Origin of the sequence: Streptomyces sp. MMCC 100, from assembly GCF_041538145.2 — a bacterium.
Taxonomy (GTDB): Bacteria; Actinomycetota; Actinomycetes; order Streptomycetales; family Streptomycetaceae; genus Streptomyces.
Window position 1 is genome coordinate 5,603,144 of the sequence record NZ_JBGORK020000001.1, and the last position, 17,935, is coordinate 5,621,078.

The 17,935-nt window shown below is 73.9% G+C and carries 16 protein-coding genes; 3 read left to right on the forward strand and 13 right to left on the reverse strand.

The annotated features are described in order from the left end of the window. Positions 1-3: 3 nt before the first annotated feature. From ABS735_RS26030 to ABS735_RS26065, 8 genes are all read right to left on the reverse strand, one after another. The gene (locus tag ABS735_RS26030; RefSeq protein WP_373903840.1) at positions 4-627 is read right to left on the reverse strand and encodes a D-sedoheptulose-7-phosphate isomerase; all 624 of its coding nucleotides are present in this window, start codon (positions 625-627) and stop codon (positions 4-6) included. After that, the gene (locus tag ABS735_RS26035; protein WP_373903839.1) at positions 624-1,844 is read right to left on the reverse strand and encodes a glycosyltransferase; all 1,221 of its coding nucleotides are present in this window, start codon (positions 1,842-1,844) and stop codon (positions 624-626) included. Before ABS735_RS26035 ends, ABS735_RS26030 begins: the two co-directional genes overlap by 4 nt. Then, positions 1,841-2,791, reverse strand: coding sequence for a glycosyltransferase (locus ABS735_RS26040; protein ID WP_373903838.1), 951 nt, complete (start codon positions 2,789-2,791; stop codon positions 1,841-1,843). Before ABS735_RS26040 ends, ABS735_RS26035 begins: the two co-directional genes overlap by 4 nt. Next, positions 2,788-3,777 carry a glycosyltransferase family 9 protein gene (locus ABS735_RS26045; RefSeq protein ID WP_373903837.1) on the reverse strand — a complete coding sequence of 330 codons (990 nt, stop codon included), beginning with the start codon at positions 3,775-3,777 and terminating at the stop codon, positions 2,788-2,790. The genes ABS735_RS26040 and ABS735_RS26045 overlap by 4 nt, the downstream gene beginning before the upstream one ends. After that, positions 3,774-4,583: a D-glycero-alpha-D-manno-heptose-1,7-bisphosphate 7-phosphatase gene (locus ABS735_RS26050; RefSeq protein ID WP_373903836.1), complete on the reverse strand. Its 810-nt coding sequence runs from the start codon at positions 4,581-4,583 to the stop codon at positions 3,774-3,776. Before ABS735_RS26050 ends, ABS735_RS26045 begins: the two co-directional genes overlap by 4 nt. Beyond that, positions 4,580-5,614 carry a glycosyltransferase gene (locus ABS735_RS26055; RefSeq protein ID WP_373903835.1) on the reverse strand — a complete coding sequence of 345 codons (1,035 nt, stop codon included), beginning with the start codon at positions 5,612-5,614 and terminating at the stop codon, positions 4,580-4,582. The genes ABS735_RS26050 and ABS735_RS26055 overlap by 4 nt, the downstream gene beginning before the upstream one ends. Next, the gene (locus tag ABS735_RS26060; RefSeq protein WP_373903834.1) at positions 5,611-7,251 is read right to left on the reverse strand and encodes a carbamoyltransferase family protein; all 1,641 of its coding nucleotides are present in this window, start codon (positions 7,249-7,251) and stop codon (positions 5,611-5,613) included. The genes ABS735_RS26055 and ABS735_RS26060 overlap by 4 nt, the downstream gene beginning before the upstream one ends. A 121-nt stretch (positions 7,252-7,372) precedes the next feature. After that, positions 7,373-8,365 carry an NAD-dependent epimerase/dehydratase family protein gene (locus ABS735_RS26065; RefSeq protein ID WP_373903833.1) on the reverse strand — a complete coding sequence of 331 codons (993 nt, stop codon included), beginning with the start codon at positions 8,363-8,365 and terminating at the stop codon, positions 7,373-7,375. 154 nt (positions 8,366-8,519) lie between these two features. Here ABS735_RS26065 and ABS735_RS26070 point away from each other — a divergent pair, with 154 nt between their 5' ends. The 3 genes from ABS735_RS26070 (at position 8,520) to ABS735_RS26080 (ending at position 10,797) form a co-directional block, all read left to right on the forward strand. Beyond that, positions 8,520-9,350 carry a polysaccharide deacetylase family protein gene (locus ABS735_RS26070; RefSeq protein WP_373903832.1) on the forward strand — a complete coding sequence of 277 codons (831 nt, stop codon included), beginning with the start codon at positions 8,520-8,522 and terminating at the stop codon, positions 9,348-9,350. A 39-nt stretch (positions 9,351-9,389) separates the two neighbouring features. Next, a complete protein-coding gene (locus tag ABS735_RS26075) occupies positions 9,390-9,830 on the forward strand; it encodes an SRPBCC family protein (RefSeq protein ID WP_373903831.1) in 441 nt (146 codons plus the stop codon). 85 nt (positions 9,831-9,915) lie between these two features. After that, on the forward strand, positions 9,916-10,797 hold the full coding sequence (locus ABS735_RS26080; RefSeq protein WP_373903830.1) for an endonuclease/exonuclease/phosphatase family protein: 882 nt from the start codon (positions 9,916-9,918) through the stop codon (positions 10,795-10,797). 374 nt (positions 10,798-11,171) lie between these two features. Here the strand turns inward: ABS735_RS26080 and ABS735_RS26085 are convergent, their stop codons facing one another. From ABS735_RS26085 to ABS735_RS26105, 5 genes are all read right to left on the reverse strand, one after another. Continuing rightward, positions 11,172-12,323, reverse strand: coding sequence for an XdhC family protein (locus ABS735_RS26085; protein WP_373903829.1), 1,152 nt, complete (start codon positions 12,321-12,323; stop codon positions 11,172-11,174). A 51-nt stretch (positions 12,324-12,374) separates the two neighbouring features. Continuing rightward, entirely contained in the window at positions 12,375-13,832 is a 1,458-nt protein-coding gene (locus tag ABS735_RS26090; RefSeq protein WP_373903828.1) for an NCS2 family permease, read from the reverse strand. A gap of 133 nt (positions 13,833-13,965) precedes the next feature. After that, entirely contained in the window at positions 13,966-16,452 is a 2,487-nt protein-coding gene (locus ABS735_RS26095; RefSeq protein ID WP_373903827.1) for a xanthine dehydrogenase family protein molybdopterin-binding subunit, read from the reverse strand. Then, entirely contained in the window at positions 16,449-17,045 is a 597-nt protein-coding gene (locus ABS735_RS26100; protein ID WP_373903826.1) for a (2Fe-2S)-binding protein, read from the reverse strand. Before ABS735_RS26100 ends, ABS735_RS26095 begins: the two co-directional genes overlap by 4 nt. Then, positions 17,045-17,935: an FAD binding domain-containing protein gene (locus ABS735_RS26105; RefSeq protein WP_373903825.1), complete on the reverse strand. Its 891-nt coding sequence runs from the start codon at positions 17,933-17,935 to the stop codon at positions 17,045-17,047. The genes ABS735_RS26100 and ABS735_RS26105 overlap by 1 nt, the downstream gene beginning before the upstream one ends.

The window sequence follows — 17,935 nt, forward strand, 5'->3', positions numbered from 1 at the left end:
CCGTCACCTCCGCTTCCGCTGCGCCGCGCGCCCCGCACCCCGCGCACCACGTGCGCCGCGCTCCAGGGCCGCGTCGAAGGCCGCACAGATCATGTGGACGGCGACGAGGTGGATCTCCTGGACGGTGGCCGTCGACGGGGCCTCGACGCACAGGGACTCGTCGCTGCCCGCCATGAGCGGGTTGGGGGCGCAGCCGGTGAGTGCCCACACCCGTACTCCGGACGCGCGGGCCGCGTCGGCCGCGGAGAGCAGGTTGGCGCTGGCGCCGCTGGTGGACAGCAGCATCAGGACGTCGCCCTCGCGGCCGTGGGCGCGGACCTGGCGGGCGAACACCTCGTCGACGCCGTAGTCGTTGGCGATGGCGGTGGTGGAGGAGGTGTCGGCGTGCAGGGCGATCGCGGAGAACGGGGGCCGGTCGTCGCGGTAACGGCCGACGAGTTCGGCGGTCAGGTGCTGGGCCTGGGCGGCGCTGCCGCCGTTGCCCGCGGCGAGCAGCCGGCCGCCGCCGCTGAGCACGGCCGCGAGCCGGTCGCCCCAGCGCTGGGTGACGTGCGCGGAGGCGCGGAACGCCCCCAGCGCCTCCTGGAGTTCGTCGCAGTGCCCGACGACGGGCGGGTGCACGGTCATGACGCCACCTCCGTGGAGACCTCGTGCTCGGAGCGGGTCAGGCGGTACACCTGTTCCGCGCCGTCGGCGACGCGCGCCCAGGTGTAGTGCCGCAGGACGCGTTCGCGGCCGTTCCTGCCGTACTGGCGGCGCAGCCGCTCGTCGGCGAGGAGTTCGCGGGCGGCCTCGGCCACGGCCTCAGGGTCCTGCGGGGCGACCAGGCGCCCGGTGACGCCGTCGGCGACGGAGTCGCGGTGGCCGCCGACGTCGGTGGCGAGGACGGGCACGCCGCACGCCATGGCCTCCAGCGGCACGATGCCGAACGGCTCGTACACCGGGGTGCACAGCACCAGGTCGGAGCTGCGGAGCAGGGCGGGCATGTCGTCCGGGTCGACGGCGCCGAGCAGCCGGACCCGGTCGGCCACCCCTGCGCGGCGGGCGATGCCGGTCAGGCGCTGCGCCTCGGGTTCGGCCTCCACGGCGCCGGCGGGCGGGCCGCCCGCGATGAGGAGTTCGGTGTCTGGGATGTGGGCCAGGGCGCGGATGGCCTGGTCGTAGCCCTTGCGGGGGACGAGCCGTCCGCAGGCGAGCAGCCGGTGCGGCAGGCGTCGCTCGGGGGTGCGGCCGGTGTCGGCGGCGGGGTGGAAGTGCTCGGCGTCCACGCCGCAGGGCACCACGGAGACCTGCCGGGGCGGGACGCCCATGTCGCCGAGTTCGACGACCTCGTCGGTGCAGGTGGCCAGGACCCGTGCGCAGCCGCGGCCGAGCTGCCGCTCGATGCCGATGCGCTCGTAGGGGCTGGTGTCCCGCATGCCCTGGTGGCGGCGCTTGACGGTGCCGAGGGCGTGGAAGGTCTGGACGAGGGGGATGCCGTGCGGGCCCGCGCCGATCTGCGAGGCCATGCCGGACATCCAGAAGTGGGCGTGCACCACGTCGGGCCGCTCCCGCCCCCATGCGCGGGCCAGGTGGGCGCCGAAGGCGGGCATGTGCGGGAAGAGTTCGTCCTTGGGGACCGGCACGGGCGGTCCGGCCGGCACGTGCTCGACGACCGCGCCGCCGGGCAGCGGCACCCGGTCGGGCAGGTCCGCGGCGTCGCGGCGGGTGTAGACCGTGACGTCGTGGCCGCGCTTGGCCAACTCCTCGGTGAGACGGGCCACGTAGACGTTCTGTCCACCGGCGTCGACGCCGCCGAGCGCGGCGAGCGGGCTCGCGTGCTCGGACACCATGGCGATCCTCATCGGGTCACCTCCTTGAGCAGCCGCTCCCAGTCGTCCAGGAAGCGGGACAGCCCGTAGTGGGCGAGGGCCGCCGCACGGGCCCCGTCGCCGACCGTCCGCGCGTGCAGCGGGTCGGCGAGGAAGTCGCGTACGGCGTCGGTCAGTACGTCGATGCGGTTGGAGACCACCCCGGCGCCCGGGGGCACGGCCTCGGCGACCTCGGTGGTGGCGAGGGCGACCACGGGCATGCCCAGGTGCATGGCCTCCAGCAGGGACAGGCCGAGGGAGGTCCAGCGGACGGGGTGGACGTAGACGCGGCGGCGGGCCAGTTCGGTGTGCAGGTCGCTCTGGGGGACGTCCTGGGTGCGGCAGCGGCCGGGGTCGACGCCGAGGTGCTCGGCGAGCCCTTCGGTGCGCATGCCGAACACGTCGAGCGGGGCCGCGCGGGAGAAGACGGGGAGCAGGTCGGTGCCGGTGGTACGGCCGCGCCGGATCGGCTCGTTGACGACGACGGCGGCGCGCTCCAGCTCGCCGGTCCAGCGGTGGCCGGGGTCGACGATGCCGTGCTCGACGACGGCGGTGTCCGTCGGACCCGCGTCCCACATCAGCCGGTTGAAGTGGGTGACGTGGACGAGGGTGACGCCGGGGATGTCCGCGGCCGGGTGGCGGGTGTGGGGCACGTCGCCGTCGGGGGCGTTGTGCTCCAGGTAGACCAGCGGCGGGCGGCGTCCCAGCCACCGGTCGACGAGGTCGAGTTCGTGCGGGCGCTGGAGGATCACGAGGTCGATGTCCTCGTCCCGCAGCCGCTCGGGCGGTACCTCGACGACGGAGTCGGGCCAGTCCCAGGTGCGGGCGCGGCCGAGGCCGTCGGGTCCGCGGTCGGAGGTGACGGGGACGAGGTAGGTGTGCGGGCCCTGCACGAAGGCCGTGGTCCACGACCCGTGCACGTGCCAGATCAGGATCCTCATGTCTCCCCCATCAGTTTCTCGACTGCGGTGGCCACGTCGGTGGCCGTGACGGTGTTCAGGCAGGGGTGCCCGGCGACGGGGCAGTCCCGGGCCCTGCTGTCGGCGCAGGGCGCGTCCTGGTCGCCCAGCAGGACGTAGGGGACGCCGTACGGCCGCCAGCGCTCGGCGGGTACGACGGGGGCGAACAGGGAGACGACGGGGGTGCCGACGGCTGCGGCGAGGTGGGCGGGCGCGGTGTTGCCGGTGACGACGACGGCGGCGCCCGCGAGGACGCCGGCCAGTTCGGGGGCGTCGGTGCGGCCGCCGAGGTCGGTGCCGTGCTCGCCGGCGACGTACGCGGTGAGGTCGCGCTCGTCGGGGTTGCCGGTGACCAGCACGCGGTGCCCGGCGGAGGCGAGTTCGCGTACCGCCTCGGCGGCGCGCTCGGGGCTCCAGGCGCGGGCGGGGACGCTGGCGCCGGGGTGCAGGACGACGTAGGGGCCGGGGCCGGTGAGCGCGTCGGCGGGCGGCGGCGTGTGCACGCGCAGCCGCCCGTCGTCGGCCCGGGGGAACCCGGCCGCCTCGGCGAGGTCGAGCGCGGCCTCGGCCTCGTGGGCGTGCGGGGCGCGGTGGTGGCGCAGGTCGAGGAGCGATCCTGGGTAGTCCACGCTGTCCGCGGCGATGTGCCGGACGCCGGCGAGGCGCAGCACCAGGGCGGTGGGCAGCGGGGACTGGTGGAAGGAGGTGAGGATCAGCGCCGCGTCGGCGTCGATCCGTTCCACGAGGGCGTCGATGTCCTCCCGCCGCACGTCGGGCGGCTCGAACCCGCCCCACGGCGCCTCCCATACCAGCACCTCGTCGACGCCGGGCAGCAGCCGGGCGGCGGGCGCGCCGCGTGACCCGCACAGCATGGTGACGTGGTCGGCCCGCGCGGCGACGGCCCGCACGGCGGGCCCGGCGAGCAGTACGTCGCCGAAACTGTCGAGCCGGGTGACGAGCGCCTTCATGTCGGCCTCCCGCGGCTGTCGTCGACGGCCCGCATCCGCCCCGCCCCTGCGGCGGCGGCCGAACCGCTCCCGCTCACGCCGTCGGGGCCGGCCTCGGTGGGAGCCGGGGGTTCGGGGATGTCCCCGGGGGCGAAGGCACCCGGCCCGGGGGTGGTGGCCGGTGGGATCGTCGCGGGTCCGGGGCGGTCGGCAGGGGTGGCGGTGCGTGGGCCGTCCTGCTCGGCCGGGCCGTGCGGCGTCTCCAGGGGGCGCTCGTTCGCCAGGACCCGGCCCCGGGGCGGGCCGTCGAGGACGGCTCGGACGGCGGTGAGGAGGTCCGGGGCGACGTGGGCCGCGGCGGCCGTCTCCTGCGGGCGGGTGCGGTCGTTGGGGACGAGGATGCCGTGGGCGCCCGCGCGTTCGGCGGCCTGGATGTCGGCGGCGATGTCGCCGATGACGACGCAGTCGGCGGGGGCGGTGCAGACGCGGCCCACCGCCCACAGGACCAGGCCGGGCTCCGGCTTGCGGCAGTGGCAGCCGTCGTCGGGGCCGTGCGGGCAGACCGCCCAGACGTCGAAGGGGCCGATCAGCTCGTCGATACGGCGGTTGACGCGCCGGACGTCGCTGTCGCTGATCAGGCCGCGGGCGACGCCGGACTGGTTGGTGACGACGCCGACGCGGACGTCGTGCTCGCGCAGCAGCGCCACCGCCTCGCGGGCGCCTTCGACGGGCCGCACCCGCTCCGGGTCGCCGTTGTAGGGGACGTCGTGGACGAGGGTGCCGTCGCGGTCGAAGAGGACGGCCTTCACCGGTCCCGCGGGACTCATGCGGCCACCTCCCGCCAGGCGGGGGCGCTCCGGTGGCGCACGAGTCCGCTGAGCCGGTGCCAGGTCGCGGCGGGCGGGATGAGCGCGCTGGTGACCAGCATGGTCGTGATCTCGTGCCGGGTGCGCGGTCCGGGCGCGATGCGGGCCCAGGCGAACTCGGCGGTGCCCGCGGCCCAGCCGAGCGCGGCGACCGCGGCGGCCCGGGGCCGTCCGGCGGCGGCGAGGGCGAGGGCCGCGCCACCGGCGGCGGTGATCGCGGCGTGGCGCCGGATCCGGCCCCGGGGCGCGACCGCCTTGGCCCACCAGTCGGGGCCGTGCAGCCGCCGCATCAGGGCGTCGTCGGCGTTGCCGCGCTGCTGCTTCAGCGAGACCCACCGCGCGGCGGGGCGTACGGGGTGGCGGGTGGTGCGGCGGCCCCGCCGGATGCGCCAGCCCGCGTCGAGGACGCGCAGCGCGAGGTCGGCATCCTCGCGGAAGGCGCGGGTGAAGCGTTCGTCGAAGCCGCCGACCTGTTTGAGCACGTCGGTGCGGTAGGCCATGTCGGCGGTGATCCACCGGGCCTGCGCGAGGCCCGCGGTGCCGCGCTCCCAGTCGGTGGGGCGGCGCTCGCCCGGCAGCGGCACGGCGATCACGCCCTGCACGGCGCCGGTGTCGGGTGCCGCCTCGGCGAGGTCCTGGATCAGCTGGTCGCACCAGTGCGGGCCGACCTGGACGTCGTCGTCGAGGAAGGCGGTCCAGGGCGAGGTGACCGCGCGGAAACCCGTGTTGCGGGCGGCTGCGGGCCCTCGCCCCCCGCTGCGCAGCACCACCGTGCGTTCGCGCAGGTCGCCGAGGACGGTCAGGGCGTGTTCCAGCGCGTCGGGGTCGGCGTCGGGTTCCGGCCGGTCGTCGACCAGGACGATCTCGTCGGGGTCCGGCCCGTGCGCGGCGACCAGCGCGGCCAGGCAGTCGGCCAGCGTGTCCCGTACGAGGGTGGGGACGACGACGGCGTAACCGGTGCGCGGGCCGCCGGTCCCGGGGGCGGTGCTCATGCGAACGCCCCTCCCCGGCGCACCGCGAAGGGGCCGATGGCCAGCAGGTCCACGGGTGCCGAGCCGAAGCACTCCAGCGCGTCGCGCGGGTCGTCGACCATGGGCCGCCCGGCGGTGTTGAGGCTGGTGTTGACGACGACGGGCAGCCCGGTGCGCCGTTCGAAGGCGGCCAGCATGCGCGCGACGAGGGGTTCGCGGCGTTCCTCGACGGTCTGGATGCGGGCGGTGCCGTCGACGTGGACGACGGCCGGGATGCGGTCGCGCCAAACGGGGTCGACGTCGTGCACGAAGAGCATGTACGGGCTGGGGATCGGCCCGGTGAAGATGTCGGCGGCGCGGTCCGCGAGCACCATGGGCGCGACGGGGCGGAACTCCTCGCGGCCCTTGACGTGGTTGAGGCGTTCGAGGTTCTCCGCGCGGCCCGGGTGGGCCATCAGGGAGCGGTGCCCGAGCGCGCGCGGCCCGAACTCGCTGCGGCCCTGGAACCAGGCGACGACGCCGTCCCGGGCCAGCTCCTCGGCGACGGTCTCGGCGATGTCGTCCGGCTCCTCGTAGGGGATGGCGGCCGTCTCCAGCCAGGCGCGGATCTCGTCGTCGCTCCAGCCGCGGCCGAGGTCGGCGCCGGGCATCGGCTCGGGCGCGGCACCCTCCTGGGCGGCGGCCACGTGCAGGGCGCTGCCGAGGGCGGTGCCGGCGTCACCGGCAGCGGGCTGCACCCACACGTGCCGGTACGGGCCGCGGGCGGCGATCTTCGAGTTGGCGACGCAGTTGAGCGCGACGCCGCCCGCCATGGTCAGGGCCTGGCCCCCGGCCTCGCGGTGCAGCCAGTGGACGAGTTCGAGGAGCAGTTCCTCAAGGACGGCCTGGGTGCTCGCGGCCAGGTCCGCGTGGTCCTTGGTCCAGTCCTCGCCCTTGGCGCGCGGCGGGGCGAGGGCCGCCCAGTCGACGCCGTGGGCGCGAAAGCCGCCGTCGCCGGTGGCGTGGATGTGCTCGCGCAGCCGGTCGAGGTGGCGGGGGGTGCCGTAGGAGGCGAGGGCCATCACCTTGTACTCGTCGCTGCTGCGCAGGAAGCCGAGGTGCTCGGTCAGTTCCTCGTAGACGAGGCCGAGCGAGTGCGGCAGCGCCTGCGTGGCGAGGACGTCGAGCTTGCCGTCGCGGTAGCGGCCGGCCAGGTGGGAGGCGGACTCGCCGCGGCCGTCGAGGACGAGGACGTCGTTGTCGGGGTGGGGCGAGGCCGGTCCCGCGGAGGCGGCGTGCGCCACGTGGTGCGGGACGAAGACGACCTGGTCGGGGTCGAGCCCGGGCAGCGCGTCGGCGAGGAACTCGGGGGCCCGGCGCGCGTACTCGAGCCGCAGCGGGTCCCAGGGGTCGTCCAGGCCCATGTCGCGGGCGGGCCGGGCGAGCTTGGGGTCGAAGGAGTACGCGACGGCGTCCAGCTCCCCCGGCCGCACCCCGGCGTGCTCGAGGCACCACCGCGCCGACAGCTCCGGAACCTCCCAGGCGGAGAAGGGCACCGGCCGCTTGCCGTGCTTGCGGCGGCTGAACCGCTCCTCCTCGGCGGCCGCGACGGTCCGGCCGTCGACGACGAGCGCGGCGGCCGGGTCGTGGAACAGGGCGTTGATACCAAGGATGCGCATGGGGTGGGGCTCCTCTCTCGGCGTCGCGGGTGCCGCGGGGAAGTTGCCTCAAACACTTGGAGACAGGTCACTTCCGGAGAAAAGACGGTTTGTCACTGTAAGTGACTCCTTTGGACCTGCGTCAGGCGGCGACGGCGTGCGCGAACCAGCCGATCGTCCGCTCCAGCCCCTCGTTCCAGCTCACGGTCGGCCGCCAGCCCAGCCGCTCCCGGGCCAGGCTGGTGTCCGGCCTGCGCCGGCCGGGGTCGTCGACGGGACGTTCGACGAAGCGGATGCGGGAGCCTGAGCCGGTGAGTTCGACGACCCGGCGGGCCAGTTCCAGCATGGTGATCTCGTCGGCGCCACCGATGTTCATCGGCCCGCTCTCCCCGGACGCGGCGAGGGCCAGGACGCCCGCCACGGTGTCGTCGACGTAGCACAGGGAGCGGGTCTGGCCGCCGTCGCCGGCGACGGTGAGCGGCATGCCGTCCAGCGCCTGGGCGATGAAGGTGGGGACGGCCCGGCCGTCGCCGGTGCGCATGCGGGGGCCGTAGGTGTTGAAGATGCGGACGATGGCGGCGTCGGTGCCGTGCACCTGGCGGTGGGCCGTGACCAGGGCCTCGGCGAAGCGCTTGGACTCGTCGTAGACGCTGCGCGGGCCGACCGGGTTGACGTTGCCCCAGTACGTCTCGCGCTGCGGGTGCTCCAGCGGGTCGCCGTAGACCTCGGAGGTCGAGGCGAGCAGGAAGCGGGCGCCGTCGGCGTGGGCCCGCTCCAGGGCGTTGCGGGTGCCGGTGCTGCCGACGTCGAGGGTCTCCAGGGGCAGCCGGAGGTAGTCGGCGGGCGAGGCGGGGCAGGCGAAGTGCAGGACCAGGTCGAACCGGCCGGGCAGGCCGCGCAGGGCCATCGGGTCGGTGGCGTCGGCCCGGACGAACCGGAATCCGCGCCGCCGCTCCAGGTCGGCCACGTTGGCACGGGAGCCGGTGGCCAGGTTGTCGAGGCAGACGACGTCGGTACCGGCGTCGAGCAGGCGGCCGCACAGGTGGGATCCCACGAATCCGGCGCCGCCGGTCACCAGGGCCCGTCGCCAGGTACGTCCGCTTCGGGGGCCGGCGGCCCCGGGGCTCTCGCTCACGGGCTTCTCCTCACTCTCACCGTCACATGCGTGTCGGCTGAGTAACCCGGTGAGCGCACCGCTACCTCGAACACTCATTCGTATCAGCGAAACGGACGACCACCCGAAGAGGGCACTATAAACTGCGTATATACTCGCAGCGTATAGTCCTCGCATGCCTTCGCTGACCAGGAAGATGACGAAAACGGGGACCAGGTTGCGTGTGCTCGCGACCTTCGCGGCCGCAGCCTCGCTGACCCTCGCGCTGAGCGGCTGCACGAAGCTGGAGACGCACTCCCCCAGCTCCGTCCGCAACGCCGCCGACACCCAGGCCGACGCGGCCGACTCCCAGGGAGGCGCGGGCGGCGCCCAGGCCCGCGCGGGCGGGCTCGGCACCGTGGACTGCGCGCGCGCCAAGTGCATCGCGCTGACCTTCGACGCCGGACCGAGCGAGAACTCCGCCCGGCTGCTCGACATACTCAAGGAGAAGCAGGTCCCGGCGACCTTCTTCCTGCTCGGCAAGCGCCACATCGACACGTATCCGGAACTTGTCAGGCGCATGGCCGACGAGGGCCACGAGGTCGCCAGCCACACCTGGACGCACAAGATCCTCACGGACGCCGAACCGGACGAGATACGCGAGGAGCTGGAGCGCCCGAACAAGGAGATAGAGCGCCTGACGGGCGAGCGCCCCACGCTGATGCGCCCGCCGCAGGGCCGCACGGACGACACGGTGCACGACATCTGCCGTGAGCTGGGGCTGGCGGAGGTGCTGTGGAGCGTGACCGCCAAGGACTACAGGACGAACGACTCCGACCTGATCACCGAGCGGGTCCTGGACCAGTCGTCCCGGGACGGCATCATCCTGCTGCACGACATCTACGACGGCACCGTGCCCGCCGTGCCCGGGATCATCGACGCGCTCAAGAAGCGGGGCTACGTCTTCGTGACGGTCCCCCAGCTGCTGGCCCCGGGGAAGGCCGAGCCGGGCAAGGTCTACCGGTAGTACCGGTGCACCGGTGGGCGCGTTGCCTACGATCGTCCGGTGGCCACCTTCTCGCTCGAACGCACCGCCCCGCTCGCCCCGGACGAGGCCTGGCGCCGGCTCACCCGGTGGGAGCGGCACGGCGACACCGTGCCGCTGACCCGGGTCACCGCCGCCCCTCCCGGCCCCACCCGCCGGGGCACGCTGGTCGTGGCCCGCACCGGCGCCGGGCCGCTCACCTTCGACGACGCGATGGAGGTGACGGTCTGGCAGCCCCCGCGGGAGGACGTCCCCGGCCGGTGCCGGCTGGAGAAACGCGGCCGGGTGGTCACGGGCTGGGCGGAGATCGAGGTCGGGACGGGACCCGGCGGCCGGGCGCGGGTCGTGTGGCGCGAGGAGCTGGACGTCCGGTTCCTGCCGCCCTTCCTCGACGGTGTCCTCGGCCGCTCGGGGCGCCATGTCTTCGGCCGCACGGTCAACCACCTGCTCCGGCAGCCGTGAACCGGGGGTTGCGGGCGGGGAACGGGTCGCGGTCGGGATCGCGCCGCGCGCCTCGCGGACGCCGTTTCCCGCGTACCGTGCCGGCATGTCTCTCAGAGCGCGCACCTTCACCCAACTGTCCCTCGCGGGCGCCGTGTTGACGCTGGCCGTGGCGGCACCGCCCGCCTCCGCCACCGACCAGGGTCACCCGGTCCCGCTGCGCATCGCCACCTACAACATCCACGCCGGGGCTGGCTCGGACGGCGTCTTCGACCTCGACCGGCAGGCCGCCGCGCTGCGCGCCCTCGACGCGGACGTGATCGGCCTCCAGGAGGTCGACGTGCACTGGGGAGCCCGCAGCCAGGGGCTCGACGTGGCCGGGGAACTGGCGCGGCGGCTCGGCATGCGGGTGTCGTTCGCGCCGATCTACAGCCTCGATCCGGTGACGGCCGGGGAACCCCGGCGCGAGTACGGCGTGGCGGTGCTGTCCCGCTTCCCGGTCCGCTCCGCGACGAACCACGAGATCACGCGCCTGTCCACGCAGGACGAGAACCCGTTGCCGGCCCCCGCACCCGGGTTCGGCGAGGTGACGCTCAAGGTGCGCGGAGTGCCGGTGCAGGTGTTCGTGACCCACCTCGACTACCGGGCGGACCCGGCGGTGCGTCGGGCCCAGGTCGCCGACACCCGGCGGATCATGGCCCGGGAGCGGGCGGAACTGCCGGGCGCCCGCCAGTTCCTGCTCGGCGACTTCAACGCCGAGCCCTCGGCACCCGAGCTGGCGCCGCTGTGGAAGGAGCTGCGCGACGCGGGAGCCGGGACTCCGGACACGTATCCGGCCGAGAACCCGGTGAAGCGGATCGACTACGTGGCCGTGGGCCAGGGCGTACGGGTGCGCGACGTCGCGGTCCCGCAGGAGCCCACGGCCTCGGACCACCGGCCGGTGGTCGCGGAGGTGTCCCTGACCAGGACGGCCCCGCGGCTGGACTGATGCCGGCCCGAGGGAGCCCTGGCCGCATTCCGTCGGGCCGGTCCCGACGGAATGCGACGCGAACGCGGCGCGATCGTCGGGTTCGTCGGGTTCGTCGGGGGCGGAGGACGCCCGAGGGCACGGCGGGCGGCGAGCCGGTTCCACCGGAGACCGGGCCTCTCCCGACGCGCGGTCGGGCACGGGCCCCTGTCCGCCTGGCGCCTGCGGACAGCGCCCGGGGCCCCGGGCCACCGAGCCGGTGCGTCCGGTGCCGCACCTCGGGGCCCTTCCGGTGGAACGCGGGGCGGGCGCCGCTCGCAGAGGCGTCCGTGCCACCACAGCAGGTCGCGGGCCGGACCCCGCGCGAACAGGGCGCGCCGCATCCGTCCGGGTCGCTACGCCACCGAGCCGATGCGCCCCGCCGGGGCCGTCGGGCCGTCGTGGTGGATCGGGGTGTGGGCGCCGGTCAGGGAGGTGCCCGTGCCGCCGTGCCGGGTCGCGACGATCTCGGCGGCGATGGACAGGGCCGTCTCCTCGGGGGTGCGGGCGCCGAGGTCGAGGCCGATCGGCGACCTGAGGCGGGCCAGCTCCAGGTCGCTCAGGTCGGCCTCGCGCAGGCGGGCCTCGCGGTCGAGGTGGGTGCGGCGGGAGCCCATCGCGCCGACGTACGCCACCGGAAGGCGCAGCGCCAGCCGGAGCAGCGGTATGTCGAACTTGGCGTCGTGGGTCAGCACGCACAGCACCGTACGGGCGTCGACGGCGGTGCGTGCCAGGTACTCGTGGGGCCACTCGGCGACGATCTCGTCCGCGTCCGGGAAGCGGGCCGGGGTGGCGAAGACGGGGCGGGCGTCGCACACGCTCACGTGGTAGCCGAGGAACTTGCCGGCCCGCACGAGTGCCGCCGCGAAGTCGATCGCGCCGAAGACGATCATGCGTGGGGCCGGTACGGAGGACTCGATCAGCATGGTGAGCGGTGCTCCGCAGCGCGAGCCCTGCTCACCGATCTCGACGGTGCCGGTGCGGCCCGCGTCCAGGAAGGCGACCGCCTCGGCGGCCGCCGTGCGGTCCAGCTCGGGGTGGCCGCCGAAGCCGCCGGTGCGGGAGCCGTCCGCCCGGACGACGAGCGCGCGGCCCACCAGGTCCGCCGGACCGCTCACGATCCGGGCGACGGCCGCCGTCTCCCCGCGGGCGGCGGCGGCGAGCGCGGCGGCCAGTGCCGGACGGGCGGGATCCGCCGCCCGTACCGGCGTGACGAGGATGTCGATGACCCCGCCGCAGGTCAGACCCACGGCGAAGGCGTCCTCGTCGCTGTACCCGAAGCTCTCCACGACGGTTCCGCCGTCCTGGAGGGCCTGCCGGCACAGCTCGTACACGGCCCCCTCCACGCATCCGCCGGAGACCGAACCGACGACCGTGCCGTCGGCGTCCACCGCGAGGGCGGCGCCGGGCAGGCGGGGCGCGCTGCCGCCGACGGCCACCACCGTGGCCACGGCGAAGTCGCGTCCCTGCTCGACCCACCGGTGCAGCTCTTCGGCGATGTCCAGCATCTTCCGGTCCTCCCTGGACGACGGGTACGTGAAGGGTTCCCGTCGTGGCGGTCAGTGCACGCCCATCCAGCTCTCGATCGGATTGAGGGCGAAGTAGACGACGAAGACCACCGTCAGGGCCCACATGAACGCGCCGATCTCCCGGGCCCTGCCCTGCGCGACCTTGATGGCGACGTAGGAGATGACACCGGCGGCGACACCCGCCGTGATGGAGTACGTGAACGGCATCAGGACGACGGTCAGGAAGACCGGGATCGCGGTGGCCCGGTCGGCCCAGTCCACGTGCCGGGCGTTCATCATCATCATCGCGCCGATGACCACCAGGGCCGCCGAGGCGACCTCCTGCGGCACGATCGCGGTGATCGGCGTGAAGAAGAGGCAGGCCGCGAAGAACGCGCCGGTGACGACCGAGGCGAGCCCGGTGCGGGCCCCCTCGCCGACGCCGGTCGCGGACTCGACGAAGACGGTCTGGCCGGAGCCGCCCGCCACACCGCCGATGGCACCGCCGGCGCCGTCGATGAACAGCGCCTTCGACAGACCCGGCATCCGGCCCTTGTCGTCGGCGAGCTTGGCCTCCGTGCCGACGCCGATGATGGTGGCCATCGCGTCGAAGAACCCGGCGAGCACCAGCGTGAAGACGATCATGCCGACCGTCATCGCGCCGACCTCGCCCCAGCCGCCGAACTCCAGGCTGCCGAAGAGCGAGAAGTCCGGCATGGAGACCGCGCTGCCGTGCAGTTCGGGGGCTCCGTTGGCCCACTGCTTGGGGTCGATGACCCCGGTGGCGTTCAGGATCGCGGCGACGATGGTGCCGGTGACGATGCCGATCAGGATGGCCCCGGGCATGTTGCGGGCCTGGAGCATGAAGATCAGCAGCAGGGTGCCCGCGAAGAGCAGGACGGGCCAGCCGGCGAGTTCCCCGGCCGGGCCGAGGGTGAGCGGGGTCGCCTCGCCCGCGTGGACGAAGCCGCCCTTGACCAGGCCGATGATGGCGATGAACAGGCCGATGCCCATGGTGATGCCGTGCTTGAGGGCCAGCGGGATGGCGTTCATGATCATCTCGCGGAGCCCGGTGACCACGAGCAGCATGATCACCACGCCGTACATCACGCACATGCCCATGGCCTGCGGCCAGGTCATCTGCGGGACGACCTGCCCGGCGATCACTCCGGAGACCGAGAGTCCGGCGGCCAGGGCGAGCGGTACCTTGCCGACGAAGCCCATCAGGAGCGTGGTGAGCGCGGCGGCGAACGCCGTCGCGGTGATCAGGGCCTTCTGGCCCAGGGTGTCGCCGGCCGCGTCCTTGCCGGACAGGATCACGGGGTTGAGCAGGACGATGTACGCCATCGCCATGAAGGTGGTGATGCCGCCGCGCACCTCACGCGCGACCGTCGATCCCCGGTGGGATATGTGAAAGTACCGGTCGAGCCAAGATCGTCCGCCGGGGACGCGGGAACCCGCGCCCGCGTCCTCGGCGGTGATCTTGGGCTCCACTGACTGCTGGGTCATGGGGCCGTCTCCCAAGGTTCATAGGTGCACCCGGTCGGCCGCTGGGGCGGCCCCGGGATTTGGGATATGCACGACCCGGGGGACGGCCCGAGACGAACGCATGTGTGGTGGTACTGGTAGTACTGGTGGTACTTCAAGTACCGCGAGCGGAGCGGGACTTGGTCTGTGCTCCGGGCGGCGCGGAGGGTGTGACGTTCCGTGCGCCGCCCGGAGGGTCTTGGGGGTGTCGATCGGAGCCCGCCGTGCCGGTGAGGTGTTCCGGTCGTACCGGCGTGCGGTCGAGCGCCAGCCCGGTCGCGTCCCTGATGGCCGCGAGGACCGCCGGGGTCGACGACAGGGTGGGTGCCTCGCCGACGCCGCGCAGCCCGTACGGCGCGTGGTCGTCGGCGAGTTCGAGCACGTCGACCGGTAGGGCCGGCGTGTCGAGAATCGTGGGGAGCAGGTAGTCCGTGAAGGACGGGTTCCTGACCTTGGCGGTCACGGGATCGACGACGATCTCCTCCATCACCGCGATGCCCAGGCCCTGGACGGTGCCGCCCTGGATCTGGCCGATCACGGAGAGCGGGTTCAGCGCCTTGCCGACGTCCTGGGCGCAGGCCAGCTCGATCACCTTGACCAGGCCGAGTTCGGTGTCGACCTCGACGACGGCGCGGTGCGCGGCGAAGGAGTACTGGACGTGGCCGTTGCCCTGGCCGGTGCGCAGGTCGAAGGGCTCGGTCGGCCGGTGCCGCCACTCCTCCTCGACCTCGACCACCTCGTCCTCCAGGACGTCCACGAGGTCGGCGAGGACCTCGCCGCCGTCGGTGACGACCTTGCCGCCCTCCAGAAGGAGTTCGGCACTCGCCCAGGCGGGGTGGTACGAGCCGAACCTGCGGCGCCCGAGCTCCAGGACCCGCTCGCGCACCAGCTCGCAGGCGTGTCTGACGGCGCCGCCGGTGACGTAGGTCTGCCGGGAGGCCGAGGTGGAGCCGGCCGAGCCCACCTGGGTGTCGGCGGGCCGGATGGTCACCTGGGTGACGCCCAGCTCGGTGCGGGCGATCTGCGCGTGGACGGTGACGCCTCCCTGGCCGACCTCCGCCATCGCCGTGTGCACGGTGACGACGGGCCGGCCGCCGGCGACCTCCATGCGGACCCTGGCGGTGGAGTAGTCGTCGAAGCCCTCGGAGAAGCCGACGTTCTTGATGCCGACCGCGTAGCCGACGCCCCGTACGACGCCCTCGCCGTGCGTGGTGTTGGACAGGCCGCCGGGCAGCTGCCGTACGTCGGCGCCCTCGCTGGACTCCCACTGGCGCTCCGGCGGCATCGGCATCGCCTTGACGCGGCGCAGGAGTTCGGCGACCGGCGCCGGCGAGTCGACGGGCTGGCCGGTGGGCATGACCGTGCCCTGCTCCATGGCGTTGATCCGGCGGAACTCCACGGGGTCCAGACCGAGTTCCGCGGCCACCTTGTCCATCTGCGCCTCGTAGGCGAAGCACGCCTGGACCGCGCCGAAGCCTCGCATGGCGCCGCAGGGCGGATTGTTGGAGTAGAGGGCGAGGGCCTCGATGTCCACGTCGTCGCACACGTACGGTCCGACCGACAGCGAGGCGGCGTTGCCGACGACCGCCGGGGAGGCGGAGGCGTAGGCGCCGCCGTCCAGGACGATGCGGCACTTCACGTGGGTGAGGCGGCCGTCCCTGGTCGCGCCGTGCTCGTAGTGGAGCCTGGCCGGGTGGCGGTGGACGTGGCCGAAGAAGGACTCGAAGCGGTTGTAGACGATCTTGACGGGTTTGCCGGTGCGCAGCGCGAGCAGGCAGGCGTGGATCTGCATCGACAGGTCCTCGCGCCCGCCGAAGGCGCCGCCGACGCCGGACAGCGTCATCCGCACCTTGTCCTCGGGCAGGCCGAGCACGGGGGCGATCTGGCGCAGGTCGGAGTGGAGCCACTGGGTGGCGATGTAGAGGTCGACGCCGCCGTCCTCGCCGGGCACGGCGAGACCGGACTCGGGGCCGAGGAAGGCCTGGTCCTGCATGCCGAAGTGGTAGTCGCCCTCGACGATCACGTCGGCGCGCCCGGCGGCCCGGTCGGCGTCGCCGCGCACGATCGGCTGGCGGTGCACGATGTTGGGGTGGGGGACGTGGCCCATGTGGTGGTCGTCGCGGTGCTCGTGGACGAGGATCGCGTCGGGGGCGGTGGCGGAGGCCTCGTCGGTGACGAGGGGCAGCTCCCGGTACTCCACCTTGATCTTGGCGGCGGCGCGGCGCGCGGTCTCCGGGTGGTCGGCGGCGACGATCGCGACCGGCTCGCCGTGGTGGCGGACCTTGCCGTGGGCGAGGACCGGGGTGTCCCGGATCTCCAGTCCGTAGTGGCGCACCTCGGTCGGCAGGTCGTCGTACGTCATGACGGCGTACACGCCGGGGGTGGCGAGCGCCTCGCCGGTGTCGATGGAGACGATCTCGGCGTGCGCGACGGTGGAGCGCAGGATCTGGCCCCAGAGCATGTCCTCGTGCCACATGTCGGACGAGTACGCGAACTCGCCGGTGACCTTGAGGACGCCGTCCGGGCGGAGCGTGGACTCGCCGATGCCGCCCTTGGTACGGGAGCCCTGGGTGATGCCGGTGGGTGCGCCGTTGGCAGTCATGCTCCGGCTCCCTCGGACCGGCGGGCCGCGGCCAGGCGGACCGCGTCCATGATCTTCTCGTAGCCGGTGCAGCGGCACAGGTTGCCCGACAGCGCCTCGCGGATGTCCTCGTCGGTCGGGCTCGGGTTGCGCTCCAGCATCTCGTCTGCGGCGACCAGCAGTCCGGGTGTGCAGAAGCCGCACTGGACGGCGCCGGCGTCGATGAACGCCTGCTGGACCGGGGCCAGTTCGATGCTCTCGCCGGTCTGCGAGTCGGTCCCGGCGGCCTGCCACCGCCTCGCCGCGTCCAGCGAGGCGCTCGCGCCGTCGCGGGCACCGGAGGTGGCGTCGCCCTCGGCGCGCTGCCGGGCGAACTCCGCCAGGCCCTCGACGGTGACGACCTCGCGGCCCTCGGCCTGGCCGGCCGCGACCAGGCAGGAGCACACCGGCACGCCGTCCAGGCGGACCGTGCAGGAGCCGCACTCGCCCTGCTCGCAGGCGTTCTTGGAGCCGGGCAGGCCCATCCGCTCGCGCAGCACGTACAGCAGGGACTCGCCCTCCCACACGTCGTCGGCCTCCTGCGGACGTCCGTTGACGGTGAAGTTGACGCGCATCACGCGGCTCCTTCCGTGGTGCGGCGGGCGCCGCGGTACGACTCCCAGGCCCAGGTGAGCGTCCGGCGCGCCATGACGCCGACCGCGTGGCGGCGGTACCCGGCGGTGCCCCGGACGTCGTCGATCGGGTTGCAGGCGGCGGCGCACAGGTCCGCGAACCGCTTGACGGCCGACGGGGTGATGATCTTCCCGTTGTCCCAGAAGCCGCCCTCTTCGAGCGCCGCGTTCAGGAACTCCTCGGCGGCCGTGGCACGGATCGGGGTGGGTGCGGCCGAGCCGATGCCGGTGCGGACGGTACGGGTGTCGGGGTGCAGGGCGAGGCCGAAGGCGCACACGGCGATGACCATGGCGTTGCGGGTGCCGACCTTGGAGAACTGCTGCGGTCCTTCGGCCTTCTTGATGTGCACGGCGCGGATCAGCTCGTCGGGCTCCAGCGCGTTGCGCTTCACGCCGGTGTAGAACGCGTCGATCGGGATGCGGCGCGTGCCGCGCACCGACTCGGCCTCGACCTCGGCGCCTGCGGCGAGCAGTGCCGGGTGGGCGTCGCCGGCCGGGGAGGCGGTGCCGAGGTTCCCGCCCACGCCGCCGCGGTTACGGATCTGCGGGGAGGCGACCGTGTGCGAGGCGAGGGCGAGACCCGGCAGCTCGGTGCTCAGGTTCTCCATGATCCGGGTGTAGGGCACGGAGGCACCGAGCCGTACGGAGTCCTCGCCGACCTCCCACTCGGCCAGGTCGGTGATGCGGTTCAGGTCCATGAGGTACTCGGGCCTGCGGTGATCGAAGTTGATCTCGACCATCACGTCGGTACCGCCCGCGATGGGCACAGCGGTGGGGTGCTCGGCCTTCACGGCGAGCGCCTCCTCCCAGCCGGCGGGGCGAAGGAAGTCCAT

What these genes read in the sequence shown, in the direction of transcription:
- ABS735_RS26030 (WP_373903840.1), bottom strand. Translation starts at nt 627, where the DNA reads ATGACCGTGCACCCGCCCGTCGTCGGGCACTGCGACGAACTCCAGGAG.
- ABS735_RS26035 (WP_373903839.1), bottom strand. Translation starts at nt 1,844, where the DNA reads ATGAGGATCGCCATGGTGTCCGAGCACGCGAGCCCGCTCGCCGCGCTC.
- ABS735_RS26040 (WP_373903838.1), bottom strand. Translation starts at nt 2,791, where the DNA reads ATGAGGATCCTGATCTGGCACGTGCACGGGTCGTGGACCACGGCCTTC.
- ABS735_RS26045 (WP_373903837.1), bottom strand. Translation starts at nt 3,777, where the DNA reads ATGAAGGCGCTCGTCACCCGGCTCGACAGTTTCGGCGACGTACTGCTC.
- ABS735_RS26050 (WP_373903836.1), bottom strand. Translation starts at nt 4,583, where the DNA reads ATGAGTCCCGCGGGACCGGTGAAGGCCGTCCTCTTCGACCGCGACGGC.
- ABS735_RS26055 (WP_373903835.1), bottom strand. Translation starts at nt 5,614, where the DNA reads ATGAGCACCGCCCCCGGGACCGGCGGCCCGCGCACCGGTTACGCCGTC.
- ABS735_RS26060 (WP_373903834.1), bottom strand. Translation starts at nt 7,251, where the DNA reads ATGCGCATCCTTGGTATCAACGCCCTGTTCCACGACCCGGCCGCCGCG.
- ABS735_RS26070 (WP_373903832.1), top strand. Translation starts at nt 8,520, where the DNA reads ATGCCTTCGCTGACCAGGAAGATGACGAAAACGGGGACCAGGTTGCGT.
- ABS735_RS26080 (WP_373903830.1), top strand. Translation starts at nt 9,916, where the DNA reads ATGTCTCTCAGAGCGCGCACCTTCACCCAACTGTCCCTCGCGGGCGCC.
- ABS735_RS26085 (WP_373903829.1), bottom strand. Translation starts at nt 12,323, where the DNA reads ATGCTGGACATCGCCGAAGAGCTGCACCGGTGGGTCGAGCAGGGACGC.
- ABS735_RS26090 (WP_373903828.1), bottom strand. Translation starts at nt 13,832, where the DNA reads ATGACCCAGCAGTCAGTGGAGCCCAAGATCACCGCCGAGGACGCGGGC.
- ABS735_RS26095 (WP_373903827.1), bottom strand. Translation starts at nt 16,452, where the DNA reads ATGACTGCCAACGGCGCACCCACCGGCATCACCCAGGGCTCCCGTACC.
- ABS735_RS26100 (WP_373903826.1), bottom strand. Translation starts at nt 17,045, where the DNA reads ATGCGCGTCAACTTCACCGTCAACGGACGTCCGCAGGAGGCCGACGAC.
- ABS735_RS26105 (WP_373903825.1), bottom strand. Translation starts at nt 17,935, where the DNA reads ATGGACTTCCTTCGCCCCGCCGGCTGGGAGGAGGCGCTCGCCGTGAAG.